Here is an 18,983-nt window from a genome sequence, read left to right as displayed (position 1 = left end):
GTCCAGCCAACTGACCGTAACCCTGAATACCCTCGTTCTCTCCACGACCACCAGACTAGAAGACCGCATCATCCATCCGGCCGACACGTCCCGCGATCCGGGACGCATGGGACGGACGGAACGGATATGGACGGAAGGAAAACGGAGAGAAAAATGAACGACGATTACGAAGCCGGCCACTTCGACGGCTACAAGGATGGTCTCCTCGGTCTGGCCGAGGACAACTGGAACCTCCATGTAGACGACATGCTCTACGAGGGCGTCGAACTCGACATCGCGGAATACAAGCGCGGCTATCGCGACGGATACGCCGAAGGCGCCGACGATTTGGCCGGCGACATCTCCGCCTCGGACGACGGTCTCATCCTCGACGAGAACGACATGCGCGCCGAACAGCGCGACATCGACCTCGCCGAAATCGGCGACTGAAAACGGTTTGCGGATGGCGTTGACGCCGTGATCGCATGCGAGGCCGTCCGCTCCGGCGGCGGCATGGGTGGGGATTGCGTCAGGGTCATCGGATTCCTCGAAGGGAAGGGAAGAAATGAACGAATGCGACGACATGGAGCGGCTGGACTACACGGGTCCGGCCATGATGCGCAAGGGCGATCTGGTGGTCGTCCGCGGCTTCGACCCGCCGCTGCCATACGACGGGCGGACGAACGGGCGCGGCGTGGCCGTACGCCTGGGCACCGGCCCGAAGCCCGCGTGGATCGACGACAGGAACATCGAGGCGATTCTGCGCGCCCCGGCCCCGCTGCCTGATCGGCCGGGACTTTATCGCGGCGCGAAGCACACCGTGTTCATGCTCGACAGGGAGGGCGCCTGGCACCGGCTGACGTATGCCTCGCTTCTCATCGAGGACGACCTGTGCTGGGGCACCCGCCCCCGTGTCGTGCCCGTGGAATGCGTGCGCAGGGCAGCGCCTCTGACCCGCATCGACGTGTGGGACGAATGATGCACGGGGCGGGCCTGCATCACATCATCCCGTTCGCCCCGGAGACGGGCGCGGCACCGGCCATCGGAACCGAATCGGAGGAATCATGACCGAAAACCGAACCTACTGGACCACGACCGATCCAGCGACGGTCGCCGCCATCCATGACGCAGTGGACCGGCTACAGGCGTTCAGGGACGCAGTGAAAGAATTCGAGACCAAATACGGCGTGCGCGCCCGCATCGGCCGCAACCCGTTCACTGGCGACATGGAGACGTTCGCCGTGACCGGCGACACGTCCCGCCTGCCCGGCCAATGGACGAAACCGGACAGCCGCCTCCGCAGCTACCCGTTCGTGAGGAACGCGACCGGACGCAGGATGCTCGACGCGCTCGCATATCAGATGCCGTCAATACCAGGCCTGCCGGCGGGGACGACATCATACACGTTTGACGGGGAAATCGTCCGCTGGACCGGATCGTTCGCTCGTGGCGCGGCCGCATGGGCGTCCGTCGGCGTCGGGCCCACGCCCGTAGGCGACCCGGTGGACGAGGCCGTATGGAGGCCGTGTGCGGAGGAGGACTTCATGAAGGCCCTCGACGAACACGACGGGGAGGAGACCTGATGGATTCGCTTCTCGCGTTCGTCCTGGGTGTCCTGTTCGCCGCCGTGTTCGCGCTGACCGTCAACGCGGTGTTCCGGCTGCTGGGCCGGACGAGCCCGTTCGCCAACCCGTTCCGCATCCGCGACCCGCTGCCGCATCACGATGATCCGGCCGACTCCCGCGGAAAGGAGGGTTGATGACCGATACGCAACCGTTCTGGACGGGCCTGACCCCGATCGAACTGGAGGGCACGCCCGTCCTGCTCGACGTGTTCGATCGGCTCGTCGAAGGCACGCTCGCCATGACGGGCGACGGGACGGCTTCGACGGTCGTCGTGTCCGTCGTGTCCGACCGGCTCGACCCGCCGGTCTCGGTGTTCGACGCCGCCTCCCCGCATCATCCGGTGGAGCCGCTGCCCGCCGCACGCGGCCTGACGCGGGTCGATCCCATGCGTCTCGGCGCGGACGCCGCGCCCCTGGCGGGCGACCGCGTCGAACTGAGGGGCGTGCCCGGCCTGTTCCCGTACGCCGGGAGGGCGGACGGCCGCCGCGTGCGCGTCCGCATGGGTTCGGGGCCCGACCCCGTGTGGGTGCCGCGCCGAAATATCGCCGCCATCGTCCGCGACCTGCGTCTGACGCCCGGCGAACCGGGTCTGTACCGCACCCGCGACGGGGGTATCCTGCTGCGGGACGGGTCGGGCCGATGGCGGCGGATCTTCGACGCGGCGGGCGAGGGGGACGGCCGCTGGCCGGATCCCGGCGCCGCGATCGGCGCGGCCCGGCTGCGCGCCCTGGGACCACTGTCACGTATCCGACTGGGGGAATCATGACAGTGGATATGACGGTTCGCCTGCTGATGGCCTTCGCCTGGGCGGCCATCCTGGTCATGGAGGCATGCACCCTGCCTGCCAGGTTGCGCTTCATGGCCGATGGAAGGGGATGCGCGAAATGGCTGGGGTTCGGCTACGAGGCCGTCGAATCTGACGAGGCGGGTCGCAGGGTATGGCCCGCCGCCTTCCTGCTCTGGCTTCTCGTCCACCTGCTGTTCGCCGCCGTGTTCGCCGTCGGGTTCGGCGATCTGCGGGCCGTTTCCCTGATGGGGCTGTTTATGCTCCCCGAACTCATGCTGGCCGCCGTGCTGTCGTTGGCGAACATCGGCGTATGCCGGGGCATATGGCTGCCGCCGGAGAATCCGGTGCGGCTGCGGCTGTTCAGGTACGAGGGGACCTGCCTGCTGTACTGGCCGACAATCCCCCAGGCGGCATGGTGCACGTTCATTTGTATTTCCACCACGAAAGGAATCACCTTATGACCGGAACCCGGACACCCATCACCGACATCATCGCCGCGGCGTTCGTCCAGGCCATGCCGGACGGGTCCGCGCCCGCGGCGCGGGACGGGCGGACGTCCATGTGCGTATCCGACAGCATTCTCCTGGAAGGCTCCGTCAATGCGGCGGGGGACATGGCCGCCGTCTTCCTGCGATCGTCCGCGTGGATCGACGGCGAATGGGAGGCCGTCTGCGAGGCGGGTCGTATGGCGGACGACGGGCTGGCCGAATGGCTGGCATCCGCCGTCCGCACCCTGGTCGACTCCGCGCGCCGACGGGTCCGGATCCACCGGGCCGAGGACGTGCTCGGATACCGTCTGGCCCGCCGGTTCGGGGCGGACGCCCCGCAATGGGCGTACGGGACCGAGGGGTGCCTCATCTGGAACATGCCGGGCATCACCCCGCTGCGCCTCATCGTCCCGGATGCGTCCGCGCCGATCATCGTCACGGACGGGCGACATACGGCGACCGCCGACGACGACGGGCTGGCCGGACTCCTGGACGACATGCTCGACCGCGTGGCGCTGGACGTCGAGGAGGCGTGGGTCGGCCGCCTGGAGGACGGGCTGCGCCGTCTCGACCCGGATCTGACGGTCGCCTACTTCGCGGGCCGGCTCACGCCCGGCCGCATCGGCGCGGACGGCGGGCCGACGGAACGGTTCGACGAGGCGTCCGCCAATCTCGCATGGGACGAGGGCGGTCTGGCCGCGACGGCGGCGGGCCGGACATGGCCGGACCCGGACGGACTGGCCGCCGACTGGGCGGCACGATACGGGAGGGATGCGGCGTGAAGGCGGCACCCGGATCCGTCGTTCGGCCGGCGTAGGGGGTTCGATTACAATGGATTGCATCAAGGTTGCCCCGGTTTTCTCCGGGGTGGTCTTCCCCGATTGGGGGCGGTGTCCTGAAAGGCGTCGCCCCCGATTCTCTTTTTCGCCAAGTGGGAGAAAACCGGAATGATAAGGATGATCCGACTGGAACTGGACGGCGTGAGGAATGTCGTCCATGGCGTCATCGACTTCCATGATCTCGAATCCGGCGGGTCGATCATGGGACTGTATGGTCCGAACGGATCGGGAAAGACCTGCGTCATCGAAGCAATGGACATCCTTCGCCGGCTTATGAGGGGCGAACGGCTTCCCGAGGGCAGTGCGGAAGTGGTGAACAACGACACCCGTTCGGCGACCCTGACCGCGACATACCGCGTCGAAGGGGTGGGGAAAACCTCCTGCGTCGAATATTCGGTGATATTGGTGGCGGGCGGGGATGGCCGCGCCCATGTGGTCGGCGAGACGCTGAGGATGGGTCGTACGATCATCGGCCGCACCGTGGGGTCCGACGGTGTCTCGTTGCAACCGGCCTACGTCTGGCGCTCCCTCCTGTCCCTGGATGGGGTCCGGGGTGACATGAATCTCTTCGAGCGAGCCGAACGATTCGAAGGCGCGTCGTTCCTGTTCGCCCCATACGCGGCCATATCCCGCAACAAGGCCGACGGGACGACCATGCTGGGGCATCTGGTCGAGGTCGGGCTTCATGCGGACGGACTGTCGGCGCGTTCCCGTGAATACATCAGGACGAAGTTCGCGCCGGTTTCCGAAGCGGTAAGGATTCTGGCAGACCATGCCCATAACGACATTCACGTGTGCCTTGCATGGAGGGGAGACGCGACGGAAATTCCCGGCAAGGGAGAGGACGACTTCACTTCACTCGACCTGCTGCGGACGAATCTTCTGGCCGACGCCCCGCTCGGCCAATTCCGGGAGACCATCGGAACATACAACATGATCCTCCCGACCCTGATACCGAATCTGAGACTGTCGCTGCGGGAATCCCCGGCATCGTCGGACGATGCGGGCAACAGGCGAACCCGCGTGGAGGTCATGGCCTCCAGGGGAGGCGCGTCGTTCCCTCTCCGCCTTGAATCCGAAGGTGTCATTCGCATTATCCGAATGCTCTCGTACTGCATTCGCGCCTACAACGATCCGGACGCCCTTGTCGCCATCGATGGTATCGACGAGGGAATCCACGAAGTTCTCTTCGGGGAACTGATCAGGCAGATGGCTTCAGGAATACGGGGACAGCTCGTGTTCGCCGCGCACAATCTGCGAGCGCTGGAGGTCCTGCCGCGACCGGCGAACACCATCACTCTGGCCACCGGCGATCCCTCCGATGGATTTGAGCCCTTCCGTCACGCCGGCTCCGGGAATGCCCGCAACCGGTATCTGACCACCCTCGACCGGAAGAACCGCATGGTAGGGGAATCATCCGACGAACGCATCGGCGCGGCTCTGCGCGTAGCTAGTAATCCGGCCATGCTGGGGCATATCCGTGATTTAGAGAGGATGTCGGAGCCGCCGGATGACGATAGGATGGCTGCGCTTCGACAAGCTCTATTGTGACGCGAAAGGAGACTTCGATGGCCGAACCCACGAGTGAGGAAAAGACCTGGATGCGTGAGGAGTACGAGCGTCGGGTGAAGCGGGATGAGCGGCTTTCCCGTCTTGCGGTCAGGCTCCGTGAGGAGCTAATCCAATCCAGGCGACGCCCGGTATGATTGATCTTACGGGGTGACATATCCCGTCGTGTCGGCCTCCTCACGTTAAAACGGATCCCGTCGCCAAGCATGAATGGCGTGATGGTTGCAAAACCAGAGAACATGCGAATGTGTCCCACCACGGGGACGATAAAACATTGCGGTGCGGATCGGGAACGGTCCGGATCGGGGGCGTGGGTGACGTATCCGTTTTCGGATGGGTGTGGATTGGCTTCGCGGGAGTCGTCATAAGGGCCTCGGCGGGGAGCCGGTGATCCAAGGACGCCGGTCTTCCCCGGCCAAATCATTCCGTCACTAGAGGGGGCAGTCGGGCTGATGATTCGAGGCGTGGATTGATGCATAGAATGGGCGCAGGCTGAAAGGCGGCGAACACGCCGCTCTGGCTCATCTCGGGAAGGGACGGCGATCGGATACTCCGGTGGTCGTCCCTTCCTCTATTGGATCGGAAGGAATCCCATGGTCGAGAACGGGATTGAACCGGAATCCTCCGGTAGGCAATCCGGTCGAAGCGGAAGAAGCCGTGAGAAAATCCAGCGTTCCATCGACGAACACATGGCTTGTAACTGGGTTGAAATCGACCCATGTATCTTCGATGAGAAGGACGATCCGGAAACCATCCGGCGTCTCGCCGAAGCATGACGGGGGAGATGTTCATGATGTTCCTGGCGGCCTACAGTGCAGGAACGGAATGGTACGGAAACGAGAAACGGCGGTGAAATCGGATTCCACCGCCGTCCTGTCCGATGGAACCGGAGTCCGGTCCCGTCGGAGGCGAGCCGCGCCAGCGCACCGGCGCTTCCCTACGTGCTGATTACTTAGCATACCATCGCACTTCACGTCGGTCGGAACGCGAAGGGATTATTCGACGCTATACACGAAATCGTCGGATGTCCAAAGCAGAAGGGGGAAAGGCCGCATGCCGAATCCTTCGTGGACTGGCATGTGGCCTTCCGTCAAATGACCGTCTCGCATTTTAGGAGATTCACTTCATCAATAGGATGAAGGCTATCCTTGGAGGGGTACTGTCGTTCGACAGTATACCATTCGCGGCTAATCATGGAAGTTCCGGTAGGGAAACGCCGTCATTCTACGAGAATGAATGGCCCCACCCCTTATCGGAGGCAGGGCCATGTCCGGGCCGACCCGTGCCGCATGTCGCGGACACGGCAGCACGATTCCCGCATGTTCCAGCGGTTTCGCCCAATCGGGAGGCTAGATCTTCCTTCCACGGGTACCGGGGACTCCGAAGACGGAAACCCTGAAGATCACCACACCGGCCCGGCACGAACCATCATATGCGTCCTCATTGAGGATCAGCCCCGCCGGACCTGGGTCAACTGCCGTACCACGTGCGTCATGTACGGCCGACCCGCCTCCTCGACCGCCTTGCGATCCGGCAGCGAATCGAAGTCGATGACCCCCACCATCCCGTCGGAGGATGCGAGCGTTTCGAGGATAAGACGCGCGCACCGGTAGTTGGCGTCCCTGAACGATTTGGCCTTGACGTCGAAACCCACGTGAAGCCGATGGCCGGCGATGTCGGCCAGCACGGTCGCGTCGGTGATGCCGTCGGCCGCCGTGAGCCGGCGCTGGAATCCGCCCGCGAGCGCCGCGAACCCGGCATCATCAACCGCGGGCACCGTGAATGACGTCTTCAGTCGGTAGTCTTCCATGATCTTCCCCTCCCGTTGTCGGCCGTATGCGTTTACCCGGTCCCGTGATCCGGGACGCATATCCGGACCATTATCCTGATCCCCTGTCGGAAAGGATTCGCGTCATGTCCGAGGCTAATTGGTGGGATTCGATGTCATTCGACCGGCTCGTCTGTCAGCCGGTGCGCGTCACTATTTCGGGCCGGCGTCTGACCGGCCTGTTGCGCGCGTACGGTGATTTGCTGACCGTCGATTCGATTCCGGTCTTCGAGGATGCGGACAACGGGCACGTGACCCTGCGGCCCGAGGTCGAGTCGGTCGTCCGCCTGTCGGTCAACGACTACGAGGGTGCCGTCCGGAGTGAGGCTGTGGTGCGCGAACACCTCGTGGACGCTAGGACACGCGCCACGCGGCTCGCCGCCGAACTGACCTCCACCATAGGCGGACTCGAATGCGCGGATGCGGACGAACGCGCCCGCCGCACCGCCGCATGGCATCGGATCCGCACGGCGTTCGATGACGTCGACGCGACGATTGGCGGACTGCTGGGGGAGAACGTGAATGTTGCCGATTAAGTCATCCGCGATGTGATATCGCCGATATAGAATTAGCATGAAAGACTGATAATCGAATTCATTGGAAGGAGGTGTCGGATTATGAATTCCGTGCTCGCGAGTATGACCAAAGAGGAGCAGGCTCGCTACTTCCGTGAAAACGGAATCCCCACCATCGTCGATATGAGCCGTATGGCTCGCAGGGCCAGGGCCGAACGTCGTCTCGACACCATGCCTTCGTTGGCTTCGATTCGGCGGTCCGTGGATGAATCCCATCAGAGAATGGACTGATATCGGAGATTCCCGTTTTTCCGATGTGTTCGGCGATTTCAGATGCGCTGAGCATTTCGCTAATCCAGTTCCAGATGCCGCCGAATCGCGATTCGGGTATTGGGCTTACCGCTGGCAGTCGGAGGTGGAAGATTTCCTCATCACGTCACCCGTCTGGTATGACCCGTCCAATCATCAAGTTATCCTCTACGTGGAAAGCGATGAGGAATGTGATTATTACCGCATTCTTGGTATCTGTTGGGTGGAGCTATCTCACGGGGATGGCGGTTATTACATCGCATACATCGCCAGACGTCTAGATGAACGCGAACATGGGATTGGCGGTAAGCTATTGGCCCACGCTCTCAAGTTCATCTCTGAAAACGCAAAAATCAAAGGGTTCAGCAGAGAAACCAGCGCCCTCATCGATTACCGGAATACGGAATCACGAAGATTATTTGAACGTTTCGGATTCGCTGAGCCGGGTGATGGCCGCAGAATCGAAGGACGCTATCTTGAGTATTTTCTTCCGACGAATTCCCCTGTCTGGGATTCCGCCGTTCTTCACGAAACCGGCTGAGTCCTCCCTATGACGAGTAGCGCGTCCGAGTCGTCGTCGTATTCCAGTCCGTCCTCCAGCCATACGTTCCGCCCGTCGGCTGGCCGCAGCCGGCGGGCGGGCACGTCGCGCACTTCGTCGAGCCGGATGCGCCCGTCGCGCACCGTGACGACGCCGGTGCGCGTGCCGGAGCCCGCCCGCAGCGGCACGGCGAACGTCCGGTCCGCATCCTGGGTGAACAGGATGTATTCGATGTCGGCCCTGACCGAATCGCCGTCATCGTCTTTCGAGTCCGGGAACGCGACCGGACGGACCGGCCACCCCTTGGTGGAAGCGGCGAGCAGATGCTCCGGACGGCCGCGAAGCCGCCAAAGCAGGTAGGATGCCGCGTACAGGACGGCGGCGGTCGGTACGAGGACGACCACGACCATGCCCACGTCGAACGGCGGATCGCCGTGGGTGGACCGTTTCATCCAGTCGTCGAGCGGCGCGAGGATCAGGCCGGCCACGCCCATGGAGACCGACACCGCCGCCAAGGTGAACAGGATCCAATGGCCGCGGCGGCGCAGCCACACCCTGCGGGCGAGCCGTTCGTCGCCCCGCATCCAATCCGTTTCCGTTCTCACGTCTTCATTCTGCTGCTTCGAGGTGAACGGAGGGTGGCGCGGCGTTTTCATCGGACGGCCACCGTCGTGGCGTTCCCGACGCATACCTCCGCGCATCCGGCCGCCGTCCGACACGACTACGCTTGACGACGGACAGCATCCGAGCCCGGAAGGAGCCGAACCGATCATGACCGAACCCACGCCGATGAAACCCTGGAAGCCGACCGGCGGCGCCCCGTCGCCCGTCGTCCGCACCGGACGGGCCGTCACGTTCCCGCCGGTCGCGAGCTTCGGGCGTCTCGAACGCGACAAGTGGCTGGCCGTCAAGACCCTGGAGGAGGCCGCCGAACTCACCGAGGCGTCGAAGGACTGGCTGAAATCGTCGGACACGGACAGGCCGGCGCGACGGGAGGCGATGCTGTCCGAATACGCGGACGTGCTCCAGACCCTCGCCAACCTCGCCGTCGCCTACGACATCACCGACGAGGAGATCACGGACGCGATGCAGGCGTGCCTTGAGAGGAACCGGGCGAGAGGACGCATGTAAAAGTGCGGGATCTGGAGCATTTCATGGAAATGGATTTCACTGAGGCCGGCTTCGACGAGCTGGACGCGGGTACCGCCTTGGTCGGGGAGGAAGTCGAGCTGATCAGGAAACTGTCCGCCTGCCGGAAGCATAATGCGGAAGCCACCGGCAAGCCGGAACAGTACACGATTGAAGCCGTCGCCAAACGCATGGCCGTCACCCCCGGCGAGGTGCAGGACATCGAGGAAGGCGTCACAGATATAGCCGACACTTTGTTTGATTATGCGAGGGCCGTTGGCTTAAACGTTCATATAGTTGTCAGGTCGGCCGTGGATGGCGCGGTAATCGATTAGCGGTCGATTCGGAAGCCTAAACAATCAACATGTTGTTCATTTAACGTTTGTTGACTAAATGAACAACATGTTGATTAAATAATGATCAGTCCCCGGACTGGTGTGCGTCGATGACGACCAGTTCGAGGAACACGGCGGCCAGCACGCAGTCGTCGCGATGGTACTCGAAGCGGTTTTCAAGACGGTTGAAGATATCATCCCACAGGTCAAAGCCTTCCTCGAAGTAATCGTAGAGGCCGAGGGATGCGCAGAAGATAACGTTGAGCGGGGATTCGCCTTCCTCGATGAGCTGGTTGAAGAGCTGGTTGGCGACGACGAGGTCGTGCTGCTTGGCGATGAGGGCGTACATGTCCGCGATGTTGTAGTCGAGCTTGATGTTGTTGATGCCGTTCATCCTTTTTTGTTAGCGCGGAGACCTCATCCGTGAGGGCGGGGAGGAGCGCATCCCCTTTCTTTCAATAACATGATATAATGATAATGGTAATTGAAGATTCTTCGTGGAATGGAAGGAGGAGACCGTTGGCCGAGATCACGCTCACCTACACGCTCCTCCTCCAACCATCCCCTGAACAAGCCAGCCTCCTCACCCGCACCTGCGAGGCATACCTGCACGCCTGCGACCTGGTCAGCCGGACCGCACGCAAGCACAGGACGCTCAAACAGAAGGAACTGAACCAGCTCACCTACCGGGAGAACCGCAGCAGGTACGGGTTGGGCGCGCAGATGGCCCAGTCGGCCATCATCCGCGTGATCAGCAACTACCGGACCATCCGGGAAAACCAGGGAAGCCCCTGGAACACCAGACACGCCCCCAGATACACGTCCGCCGGCTACGACCTCGTATGGAACCGCGACTATTCGCTCCTCAAGGACGGCCGGTTGAGCCTGAACACGCTCCAAGGACGGATCAAACTGCCCGTCGACTGGACGCACATCCCCGAGAACCGGAGGAAAGGCGTCTACGGGACCGCGCGGCTCATCCCCCCGCAACGGCAAATGGCTCCTGTTCCTGCCCATCACGCTCACCATCCCCGACCAGCAGACACCCAGGAACATCATGGGCGTCGACCTGGGCATGCGATTCCTCGCCGTAAGCTATGACAGTTACGGTGTCACCCGATTCTTCAACGGGAAGGAGGTGATACAGAAACGCGCGCAATACCAGGCGCTCCGAACCAGTCTGCAGAAACGCGGCACCCGCAGCGCGAGGAAACGGCTCAACGCAATCGGCCATCGAGAAAACCGTTGGATGCGTGACCTGAACCATCAGGTCGCCAAGGCACTCGTCAACCAATGCAAGCAGCCGACGCTCATCGTGCTCGAAGACCTCACGGGCATCCGCGAAACCACGGAACGGGTCCGGAAAAGCCGCCGCTACGTGCAAGTGTCCTGGGCGTTCCACCAGTTGCGCCAGCTGATCGAATACAAGGCCCGGCTCAACGGGCATACGGTCGTACTGATCGACCCCGCCTACACCAGCCAGGCATGCCCCATCTGCGGGCAGGTCAGGAAAGCCAACCGAAAGAAAACCCGGCACGAATACGTTTGCGCGAACTGCGGCTACCAATCCAACGACGACAGGATAGCCGCCATGAACATACGCCAACGCGGTTACATGACCGTGTTGGAATCCATATCCGGCAAGCCGGACATGGAGGGGTCCAGTCAACGATCCCATGATGTTCCGTCAGCCTCCAATCGAGGTACCAAAGGCAGGAGACACCCCAAAGGGGAGTCGACCATGACTACTGCTGGACAGGGACAAGCCTCGTCCGTAAGGGCGAGGTAAGTTGACGGCGGTTCCTTTCTGTTTGGGTTCGGCTCTTCCGAACCTCTGATTGGTACAACCGGACAAGTCGGTGGTTCCGGCGCTTCGGCGTGTCGCGGTTTTCAGTTTGGCGTGGTTTTTGTTTTGCGGCGTGTCGTTCTTCCAAAACATATATACTGTAAACGTCCACACAAAATAGATAGAGCAAAACAAAACAGACGAAAAAACATCGTCAACAGGAGAGGAGAACAACCATGAGCAACACCATCAACATTTTCGTGGGCGACGGCTTCGTGGACGCAGTCGACGCGGCCAACGGGAAGCGCCTGTACCGTTTCGACGAGAAGGCGCAGACGACCACATGCCCCGACCATCGCGTAGTTCACGCGGTGCGACATGCGGACGCGGCAATGGTCGCGCACGCCTTCGAAACACTCTACGAGCGCAAGGGGTCGTTCGTCGCCATGTTCCCGGTCATCGGCGCCGGCATGGACGACTACGATCCGGCCGCCGTCATCACGGTCGCGAACATGTGAGAAGGGGAGTGCCATGCTGACGAATGCGGTCCGCGAGGGCCTGTACGAGGACATCATGTGGCGTATCGCCGCACACCCGGATTTCTTCGCATGGAACGGATACGTGAACCTTCCGGAGGAACATCCGTGGCGTGACATGGAGGATTGGGAGATCCCGACCCGCGTGCACGGCGGCATCACCTACGGCCCCGATGAGGACGGCTGGATCGGCTTCGACATGATGCATTTGCATGATTCGGTGATCACCTTGGACGGGCATGACATGGATGATGACATCCGCCTGTTCTGTCTTGAGCATGGTCTGCCCGAGCCGCGCATCGAGCAGCGCACGTTCGAGGACGTGTACCGGGAAACGTTGAAACTGGCCCGTGAGGCGTGCGAAGCCATGAAGGAGGTTGTGGCATGACTGTCTATTTCACTTCGGACTTGCATTTCGGGCATCCGTTCGTCGCCGGCATCCGTGCGGGACATGTGGAGCCTGATCGTGAGGATTGGGCGTTGTCCGCCGCGCATGACCGGCGCGTGTTGGATGTGATCAACGCGCATGCGGGTAAGGCGGATGAGTTGTATATCCTCGGTGACGTGAGCTCGGGTTCACGTCGCAGTATGGATATCGCCGTGGAGAATCTGGCGCGGTTGAATGTGCCGGTGAAGCGTCGGCATCTCATCCTCGGCAACCACGAGACCCGCTCCAACGGGGCCATTTTCACGGAGCTGTACCCGTTGTTTGGGGAGATCGCCTGTCAGGGGCGCATCTATCTTGACGATGGGCGTCAGTTGATTCTCAGCCATTTCCAATGGCGGCATCTCATGGATGGCAGTGTGATCCCCGAGCAGGCGACGAACGCCACCAGTCTCAAACTCGCCAAGGATGCGCCAGTGTGGACCGGCAACCCGCACGAAACCCTTTTGCACGGGCACACGCATAACCGGCATGTATTCGACTTCGACGGCCGACCCGGCGGATACACGCAAATCCACATCGGTTGGGACGCTTGGCGTCGCCCCGTCGCATTGGAGGAGCTGGCCCCATTGTTCGATCCGAAAGAGGCGGAACGATACTCCGACAAGGAGCACGCATGAGCGAACCAACCGAAGCCACACACGACATGGACGGTTTACGCAAGGCCCGTCGCATCACCCTCGCCTACCGGTTCACCGACGACGACACGACGCGCATGGAGGCACGCTTCCAACGAAACTACCGTTTGACGGTCATGGTGAAACGCTTCGCATGCCGTCACGACCTGCAGGTCGTGGAGTCGGCTGGACTGATCGACCTGTATGCTGCCGACGACGACCGGGCGCTGATCATCGACCCGACCGGGCCAGTGTTCCGTCTCGCGGACAATGATGGTATAGCGCTCGCCTGCCGACTCGACCGCACTCGATATGGTTTCGCCACCGAAACCGATTTATTGAACCGGCTGGCCGACGCATGGCTCCGCCACAACCGAATCCCCACAATCAACCCCGCCGAAACCATCCCAGAGGAGGAAACCTCATGAACGATTGGCTCATCGACGTCATCCCTGTCAAAGCGCCCGACGACATGACCGGCATCCCCAACCGTTACACGGATGTATGGCGCAAATACGTGGGAGAACCTACCCCGGCCGGCGGCGACCGGGAGAAATGGGTGGAACAGGCAGCCCGACTGGAAGCATCCACACGCCTATTGGACAACCCCACCGTCCGCATCACAGGCCGCTCCTACAAGAACGACCCCGAAATGATGCGCATGCCCCACTACGGAACCATCCCATACCATCCAACCTTGGACCAACTACTCGCCCAACGATCCAACGCCGACCAATACGCCGACTTCACCTCACTACGCCCCTACCTGGGACGCGACGTGGCGCTCGCCGCCTGTTCCAAGGAATCCGTGGACGGGGCAGTCAAGGCCATGTTGGTCGCGCATCCGGGTGATGGTGTGGTGGTGAAGTTCGCGGCGAAGCCGAAATACTGTCCTCCCGCGTTCATTGATTCGGATGGCATGTTCATGCATGTGGATCCGTTCGAACCGGACGCTCCGGCCCGCCGTATCCCATTCGACTTGTGGACGTGGAACGGTGGCGCGTTCTCCTGGGAGGGCGAGCCGGATGCGATCCTCGTCCAACAGCGGGTGCGCATGCGCTGGGAGTATCGCATCCACGTGATCGGCGGGGAGGTCGTGTGTGGTGCCGGCTGCATCGAACGGTATACGCCAGCCGACAACCGGGGTGAGCGGTTCGATCCGCGCATGGAGGAGATCCGCAACGACGGGAGCATCGAGTCCCATCCGCCGATCGTCGAACTGTACGCGGAATACGCGCGCGAAGTAGCCAAAACCATCGCCAGTGACGTGACCGGCCCGTACGTGATCGACCTATACGTGGGAGACGACGGACGGCCGCACGTCATCGAACTCAACAGCCAGACGAACGCCGGCCTCTACGCCCTCGACATGGACATCCTGCTCGACGCGGTGAACCGGCATCCCGAAGAGTACTCGATACCCGACGACGCGCCCGCCTTCGGCCTGCTGTCCAGGCTCGTGGACGGGCCCATAACCGACATGGAGGAGAACATATGAAGTCCATGACCCGTGACTCGTATCTGCTGCTGTTCCGCCTGCGGCTCGACGTCGGTCGGTCGGTCGGCACGGCCGCGGCGTGCCGGCCGTTGGAGGAGCGCGACTATATCGAATACGTCCGGGACGTCCCGACCCTGACCGGTGCCGGCTTCGGATACGCGACCGGCCTGCTCGACGACCCGCGCACCATGCCCTTGACGGCGAAGCGCGCCATTGCCGAAGACGATTACCTGCGCGACCGGCTCTCCTGCCTGTTCGAGGATGATCCGGACCCGAAGGTCAGGGTCGCCATATTCGGCCCTGTCGCCATGGAGGACATCGACCCGCCCACGTCCCCTGACGGCCTACGCACGGACACGGTCTACGGCTTCCCCGACCTGGACCGCCTGCCGACCACATGGGTCGTCCGGCATCTGGCCGGCGGATTCAGCCCGGATCACCCGGTCGTCATCCGTCACGACGACTGGGACGGGACGCTTGTCGACTCGCTGCAGCCGACGGCGCTGCGTCGCCGCGGCGACGTCTACCGGTATGCGACCGAAGCCGCGAAACGCGATTTCGAACGCATGACGGAAACCGAGCATGTCATCGGCATCATGCGCGACGGGCTGCCGTTCCCCGACTGGACGATCTGGACGCGGAAGGCCGCGGACGGCCGCCTCATGCGCGTCGAGGCGCAACGCGGCGCGGACGGCCCGCGGACGGGCGCGACCGTCGTCCGCGACACGGACGGGCACGTCACGGGCCTCGAATGGGAGGGACGCACCTATTCGGATCCGGAGACGCTGGCCGCCGAATGGGGGAGGCTCGCATGAGCGCCGCCGATCCGGCCACTATCGGTGGAATCGCGCGGGACGTCGCGGGAGCATCACTATGGGTGTCGCATTGGCTGGCGCTTTCGCTCGCCGTATGCCTCATCCTGACCATGGTCGTCAAACATCGGATTCGCTGGCCGCATCTCATCCTGTCCGCCCTGTTTGCCGTCTGGTATCCGCTTGATCAGTGGGATTCGTCCATCGCGGTGACTGTCGGCTCGGCCGTTGCCGACCGGCCTTGGCTTGTCGCCGTCGTCTGGGTTGCGGCCGTGACCGTCTTCGTCGGCGGAATCATGTGGCTGCTCCTTGACGTGAAACGTGATTCGGGGAGTATGCGGCCTCCATTCGCGAAAAGAGCGAGACCGTGAGCGGATACGCCTGATGCTCGCGGCCGGGGTTCTTCGGTTTTTGTTCTCCGCGTGTCTCACCCAATATGGTGCTACTCTGAAAATGTCCACACGTTAAGTCGGGTTTTCAAACCCGAACACAGAGCAACCCCACAACAAGGGAGAAGGAGCACGCACATGCATAACCACAACCACACCACCAGCCATCGGGAAGCGCGCTGACCATGGAAAAAATCGTCAAGCGCCAAGGCCACTGCAAGACCGGCAAGAACAGGTACGCCAGCTCATTCGACGCGAAACTCGCGCTCGCCCAATGCAAAGGCTCAGCATCCCTACGCCGACGTGAATGCCGCACCTACCATTGCCCCATCTGCAAAGGCTGGCATCTGACCAGCCACGAGGATCGCAGGTATCCCATCGCCAAACAGGATTACGTGCGCTGCCTGAGCATGCTCGAACAGGATGGCGGCAACCGTATGCGTCGCGCCATCCAATCCTTCCGTGTCGCCAACAATGATGACCCGCACATCTGGCGTGGGTTCATCGTCGCCGCCGCACTGTCCTGGTTGGAGGCCGGACTGCCCGAGGAACTGTTGGACAACGTGCAATCCTGGTATGCGCTGCGCCTTGGCCTGGATTCCGGCAAACAGAGCCTGGACGACGCTTTGACGGGATTCCGGAAGGTCTGCTCCGACCTGTCCGAAGAATATTCGAAAGAGCATCAGACTGTAATCCATCCGGAGGAGTCGAACCCGTTGGCCCGCTGCTGGGTCGAAGGCAACTGCATGAAGAAGTTCGGCGTCCCCGCATGGATCTACCGGACCGCCGAAGCAAGGAGCCTCGCTTGAACGACTATTGGCTGGGAGTGCTCACCCCGTTCGCCATCGCCTTGGGCGTACTCATCCTGTGGGGTGTGAACAACCTGCTGGGCGCGCTCGTCAGCTGGGCTTGGAAGAAAGCCCACCACGGGCTGCTCAAGAAAGTGGTCCTGTCGGTCGGCTGGGACGAGGAGAAACAGCAGCCGAGTGCCAGACCGGAGGCGGAACGACTCGCCAAAGCCCTGACCGCGAGCGGTGAATTCAGAATGTTCCCCTTGTTCGGCTGGGTCGTGCTCATTACCCGCGATCACAGGAAACCTGAGACGATTGATGAAGATGGGACAATCCAGGCACGGATGGGCATGAGCTCGTGACCTATCCACAGATGGTGATGCTCAGGTTCACCGGACCGGACATGCTGCAGAAGGACGATCTGATTGTATTGCGCGACCGGGAGGCTTCGGCTGCGCTGGACTACGCCGGACAGGTGCGCGAATCAAAAGTCCTCGTATACACGCCGGACAGAAGATCCAAAGCATGGATTCAGTCAAGTGATATTCGGTCGATTCTCCGCCTACCTGAGCTGATGATCTACAAGCCGGGACTGTATCAGTCCGCCATTGGCTCCGTTTTCCTGCACGATTCGACGGATCATTGGTGGCTCATCCGCCATAGCGCATATATCGGTGGGGAGAGGTGGTTGGGAGAACCACTGTCGGTGAACGAGAGCATGGTCCGACGCAACATGCCCCTGATTCCAATGTCCAACGATTTGAAACCAGAAGGAAGAATCATGTCCGATGACGCCGAACGCATGAAGAACGCCCTGATAGACAGTGTCCGTCAACTGAAAAAGGTCGTCATAACCTTCACCATCGTGGGCATCGCGTTCGGCCTCACGTTCGCGATACCTGCCGGCGACTGGTGGGTCTGGCTAGTCCGCGGCATCATCCTTGGTATCGGACTCGACCGGTTCATCATGATCTCCGTCGACTATATGCGTGCCGGTCGGATCATCGAACAACAGTTGCAAACCGATGACGGCGCTGAATTCTTCGACCGCGTCTTCAACAAGGAGAATCAGTGATGGAGATGAAACCGTATTGGATCATTCTCGGCGGCTACGGGCAGGACGGCGGCTTCGGCGACTACTCGGAACCGGTCTGGGATGAGGAGCCACTGCGTCGACCGGATGGAACACTCATCTGGTTCGCCAATGAAACGATGGCTGACCGGTTCGCAGAAGAACTCTCACGTCGCGAGGAAAAGGCATTCCGTGAAGCAGGATACGGCGGCTACCTCACCGGAGAGTTCCCATACGAATACCGGGCATTCAAAGTCTGGCCCGTTGAAGGCAAATCGGCCGACGATGAGACCGGACTGGCGGAATCGCTTCCACTGAAGGACGACTACGACGACGAGAGGAACGACGAATGAGCTTCGAACTCGGCTTCCTAGCTGGAATACTCTCAACGTTCGCCGTCATTATCCTCGGCCTCCTCACCGTGGCGCTCGCACCGATACCCGCATACTCCTTGGAATGCGTCTGCTGCAAGCGGACACTGTTGCCGGAACGCGAGAACGGGAAAACCTGGCCGGGAATCGTCGTCGCGTCGCGCCGGCTCGCGCACGTCCTGACACCGACCCATCGACGCAACGCGAAACTGCATAAAAGCAAAAGAGCAGACCAATGAAACGTATCGCAACAGCACTAATCGCAGTGATCTCAACCATCGCACTCGTCACCACCATATTCATGGGACTGCTCCTATGGCGTCCAAACCGGACGATAAACGCAATCCTCCTCACCAAATACGAGGATTGGAGCCTAGCAGACAAAAGAGGACTCAAACTCGAAATCCAACTCGCACACCAACGCCCCATCGAATACAGAAAACTGGCCGAATTCTGCAACGGACGAGACAACTGGACCACATACTCCAAAACCACCATGAACATAGGCGACAGCAAATGGGTGGATATAGCCCCATGGGATAACTACGGCTTCACACAACACCGCATCATTCAAGGAAAAACCACAGGAAACAAAATCCCCGTGATCATCCAATACGACTGCTCATCCCTCCAAAAACCCGACCCATACCCCATAGCACTACTCCACCTACTCACAACAACGAAACCATCCTCAAGAAACCACTAAACAACAAAACAAAACAC

The 18,983-nt window shown here is 61.5% G+C and carries 32 protein-coding genes; 29 read left to right on the top strand and 3 right to left on the bottom strand.

Annotated features, from left to right (window positions below):
• Window positions 1-153: 153 nt before the first annotated feature.
• From DF196_RS06670 to DF196_RS06635, 9 genes are all read left to right on the top strand, one after another.
• Entirely contained in the window at window positions 154-429 is a 276-nt protein-coding gene (locus tag DF196_RS06670; RefSeq protein ID WP_109057080.1) for a hypothetical protein, read from the top strand.
• A 115-nt stretch (window positions 430-544) separates the two neighbouring features.
• Window positions 545-958: a hypothetical protein gene (locus tag DF196_RS06665; RefSeq protein WP_109057079.1), complete on the top strand. Its 414-nt coding sequence runs from the start codon at window positions 545-547 to the stop codon at window positions 956-958.
• An 85-nt stretch (window positions 959-1,043) separates the two neighbouring features.
• The gene (locus DF196_RS06660) at window positions 1,044-1,562 is read left to right on the top strand and encodes a hypothetical protein (protein ID WP_109057078.1); all 519 of its coding nucleotides are present in this window, start codon (window positions 1,044-1,046) and stop codon (window positions 1,560-1,562) included.
• A complete protein-coding gene (locus DF196_RS13465; RefSeq protein WP_158276286.1) occupies window positions 1,562-1,738 on the top strand; it encodes a hypothetical protein in 177 nt (58 codons plus the stop codon). Before DF196_RS06660 ends, DF196_RS13465 begins: the two co-directional genes overlap by 1 nt.
• On the top strand, window positions 1,738-2,370 hold the full coding sequence (locus DF196_RS06655) for a hypothetical protein (protein WP_109057077.1): 633 nt from the start codon (window positions 1,738-1,740) through the stop codon (window positions 2,368-2,370). The genes DF196_RS13465 and DF196_RS06655 overlap by 1 nt, the downstream gene beginning before the upstream one ends.
• A complete protein-coding gene (locus DF196_RS06650) occupies window positions 2,367-2,852 on the top strand; it encodes a hypothetical protein (protein WP_109057076.1) in 486 nt (161 codons plus the stop codon). The genes DF196_RS06655 and DF196_RS06650 overlap by 4 nt, the downstream gene beginning before the upstream one ends.
• Entirely contained in the window at window positions 2,849-3,661 is an 813-nt protein-coding gene (locus DF196_RS13460; protein ID WP_158276285.1) for a hypothetical protein, read from the top strand. Before DF196_RS06650 ends, DF196_RS13460 begins: the two co-directional genes overlap by 4 nt.
• Window positions 3,662-3,835: 174 nt before the next feature.
• Complete coding sequence (locus DF196_RS06640; protein WP_146194721.1) at window positions 3,836-5,269, top strand: ATP-binding protein; 1,434 nt, start codon at window positions 3,836-3,838, stop codon at window positions 5,267-5,269.
• Window positions 5,270-5,880: 611 nt separating this feature from the next.
• On the top strand, window positions 5,881-6,063 hold the full coding sequence (locus DF196_RS06635; protein ID WP_109057073.1) for a hypothetical protein: 183 nt from the start codon (window positions 5,881-5,883) through the stop codon (window positions 6,061-6,063).
• Between the two features lie 674 nt (window positions 6,064-6,737).
• On the opposite strand, the gene DF196_RS06630 is transcribed toward DF196_RS06635, so the two are convergent.
• The gene (locus DF196_RS06630; protein WP_109057072.1) at window positions 6,738-7,097 is read right to left on the bottom strand and encodes a hypothetical protein; all 360 of its coding nucleotides are present in this window, start codon (window positions 7,095-7,097) and stop codon (window positions 6,738-6,740) included.
• A gap of 104 nt (window positions 7,098-7,201) precedes the next feature.
• Between DF196_RS06630 and DF196_RS06625 the strand changes: the two genes are divergently transcribed.
• The 3 genes from DF196_RS06625 to DF196_RS06615 all read left to right on the top strand — a co-directional run bounded on the left by DF196_RS06625 (window position 7,202) and on the right by DF196_RS06615 (window position 8,480).
• Window positions 7,202-7,651 carry a hypothetical protein gene (locus DF196_RS06625; RefSeq protein WP_109057071.1) on the top strand — a complete coding sequence of 150 codons (450 nt, stop codon included), beginning with the start codon at window positions 7,202-7,204 and terminating at the stop codon, window positions 7,649-7,651.
• Between the two features lie 81 nt (window positions 7,652-7,732).
• Window positions 7,733-7,921, top strand: a complete 189-nt coding sequence (locus DF196_RS13455; protein ID WP_109057070.1) for a hypothetical protein — start codon at window positions 7,733-7,735, stop codon at window positions 7,919-7,921.
• A complete protein-coding gene (locus DF196_RS06615) occupies window positions 7,896-8,480 on the top strand; it encodes a GNAT family N-acetyltransferase (protein WP_109057069.1) in 585 nt (194 codons plus the stop codon). The genes DF196_RS13455 and DF196_RS06615 overlap by 26 nt, the downstream gene beginning before the upstream one ends.
• Here DF196_RS06615 and DF196_RS06610 read toward each other — a convergent pair.
• Window positions 8,465-9,085, bottom strand: coding sequence for a hypothetical protein (locus tag DF196_RS06610; RefSeq protein WP_146194720.1), 621 nt, complete (start codon window positions 9,083-9,085; stop codon window positions 8,465-8,467). The genes DF196_RS06615 and DF196_RS06610 overlap by 16 nt on opposite strands.
• 166 nt (window positions 9,086-9,251) lie before the next feature.
• Between DF196_RS06610 and DF196_RS06605 the strand changes: the two genes are divergently transcribed.
• Together DF196_RS06605 and DF196_RS06600 are read left to right on the top strand one after the other, a co-directional pair.
• Window positions 9,252-9,611: a nucleoside triphosphate pyrophosphohydrolase family protein gene (locus DF196_RS06605; protein ID WP_193852566.1), complete on the top strand. Its 360-nt coding sequence runs from the start codon at window positions 9,252-9,254 to the stop codon at window positions 9,609-9,611.
• Window positions 9,612-9,634: 23 nt separating this feature from the next.
• A complete protein-coding gene (locus tag DF196_RS06600; RefSeq protein WP_146194719.1) occupies window positions 9,635-9,943 on the top strand; it encodes a helix-turn-helix domain-containing protein in 309 nt (102 codons plus the stop codon).
• Window positions 9,944-10,028: 85 nt separating this feature from the next.
• Here the strand turns inward: DF196_RS06600 and DF196_RS06595 are convergent, their stop codons facing one another.
• The gene (locus DF196_RS06595; protein WP_109057066.1) at window positions 10,029-10,337 is read right to left on the bottom strand and encodes a hypothetical protein; all 309 of its coding nucleotides are present in this window, start codon (window positions 10,335-10,337) and stop codon (window positions 10,029-10,031) included.
• 125 nt (window positions 10,338-10,462) lie between these two features.
• On the opposite strand from DF196_RS06595, the gene DF196_RS13680 reads away from it, so the two are divergent.
• The 15 genes from DF196_RS13680 to DF196_RS06525 all read left to right on the top strand — a co-directional run bounded on the left by DF196_RS13680 (window position 10,463) and on the right by DF196_RS06525 (window position 18,966).
• Entirely contained in the window at window positions 10,463-11,044 is a 582-nt protein-coding gene (locus DF196_RS13680; RefSeq protein ID WP_206603784.1) for a hypothetical protein, read from the top strand.
• Window positions 10,947-11,732 carry an RNA-guided endonuclease TnpB family protein gene (locus tag DF196_RS13675; RefSeq protein WP_338323322.1) on the top strand — a complete coding sequence of 262 codons (786 nt, stop codon included), beginning with the start codon at window positions 10,947-10,949 and terminating at the stop codon, window positions 11,730-11,732. The genes DF196_RS13680 and DF196_RS13675 overlap by 98 nt, the downstream gene beginning before the upstream one ends.
• A 233-nt stretch (window positions 11,733-11,965) precedes the next feature.
• A complete protein-coding gene (locus DF196_RS06585) occupies window positions 11,966-12,247 on the top strand; it encodes a hypothetical protein (RefSeq protein ID WP_109057065.1) in 282 nt (93 codons plus the stop codon).
• A gap of 13 nt (window positions 12,248-12,260) precedes the next feature.
• Window positions 12,261-12,653, top strand: a complete 393-nt coding sequence (locus DF196_RS06580) for a hypothetical protein (protein ID WP_109057064.1) — start codon at window positions 12,261-12,263, stop codon at window positions 12,651-12,653.
• Window positions 12,650-13,330: a metallophosphoesterase gene (locus DF196_RS06575; protein ID WP_109057063.1), complete on the top strand. Its 681-nt coding sequence runs from the start codon at window positions 12,650-12,652 to the stop codon at window positions 13,328-13,330. The genes DF196_RS06580 and DF196_RS06575 overlap by 4 nt, the downstream gene beginning before the upstream one ends.
• Window positions 13,327-13,755, top strand: coding sequence for a hypothetical protein (locus DF196_RS06570; protein ID WP_109057062.1), 429 nt, complete (start codon window positions 13,327-13,329; stop codon window positions 13,753-13,755). Before DF196_RS06575 ends, DF196_RS06570 begins: the two co-directional genes overlap by 4 nt.
• Entirely contained in the window at window positions 13,752-14,825 is a 1,074-nt protein-coding gene (locus tag DF196_RS06565) for an ATP-grasp domain-containing protein (RefSeq protein ID WP_158276284.1), read from the top strand. Before DF196_RS06570 ends, DF196_RS06565 begins: the two co-directional genes overlap by 4 nt.
• Window positions 14,822-15,640: a hypothetical protein gene (locus DF196_RS06560; protein ID WP_109057061.1), complete on the top strand. Its 819-nt coding sequence runs from the start codon at window positions 14,822-14,824 to the stop codon at window positions 15,638-15,640. Before DF196_RS06565 ends, DF196_RS06560 begins: the two co-directional genes overlap by 4 nt.
• Window positions 15,637-16,008 (top strand): hypothetical protein, encoded by a 372-nt coding sequence (locus DF196_RS06555; RefSeq protein ID WP_109057060.1) that lies wholly within the window; start codon window positions 15,637-15,639, stop codon window positions 16,006-16,008. The genes DF196_RS06560 and DF196_RS06555 overlap by 4 nt, the downstream gene beginning before the upstream one ends.
• A gap of 203 nt (window positions 16,009-16,211) precedes the next feature.
• A complete protein-coding gene (locus DF196_RS06550) occupies window positions 16,212-16,835 on the top strand; it encodes a hypothetical protein (protein ID WP_109057059.1) in 624 nt (207 codons plus the stop codon).
• Entirely contained in the window at window positions 16,832-17,179 is a 348-nt protein-coding gene (locus DF196_RS06545; RefSeq protein WP_109057058.1) for a hypothetical protein, read from the top strand. Before DF196_RS06550 ends, DF196_RS06545 begins: the two co-directional genes overlap by 4 nt.
• A 41-nt stretch (window positions 17,180-17,220) precedes the next feature.
• On the top strand, window positions 17,221-17,892 hold the full coding sequence (locus DF196_RS06540) for a hypothetical protein (RefSeq protein WP_146194718.1): 672 nt from the start codon (window positions 17,221-17,223) through the stop codon (window positions 17,890-17,892).
• Entirely contained in the window at window positions 17,889-18,242 is a 354-nt protein-coding gene (locus DF196_RS06535; RefSeq protein ID WP_158276283.1) for a hypothetical protein, read from the top strand. Before DF196_RS06540 ends, DF196_RS06535 begins: the two co-directional genes overlap by 4 nt.
• A complete protein-coding gene (locus tag DF196_RS06530) occupies window positions 18,239-18,499 on the top strand; it encodes a hypothetical protein (protein WP_109057055.1) in 261 nt (86 codons plus the stop codon). Before DF196_RS06535 ends, DF196_RS06530 begins: the two co-directional genes overlap by 4 nt.
• Window positions 18,496-18,966 carry a hypothetical protein gene (locus DF196_RS06525; RefSeq protein WP_109057054.1) on the top strand — a complete coding sequence of 157 codons (471 nt, stop codon included), beginning with the start codon at window positions 18,496-18,498 and terminating at the stop codon, window positions 18,964-18,966. Before DF196_RS06530 ends, DF196_RS06525 begins: the two co-directional genes overlap by 4 nt.
• Window positions 18,967-18,983: the final 17 nt, after the last annotated feature.

The organism is Bifidobacterium callitrichidarum (assembly GCF_003129905.1).
Classification (GTDB): domain Bacteria; phylum Actinomycetota; class Actinomycetes; order Actinomycetales; family Bifidobacteriaceae; genus Bifidobacterium; species Bifidobacterium callitrichidarum.
The sequence above is the reverse complement of the archived record's forward strand: the minus strand, read 5'-3'. Positions and strand labels throughout refer to the sequence as shown.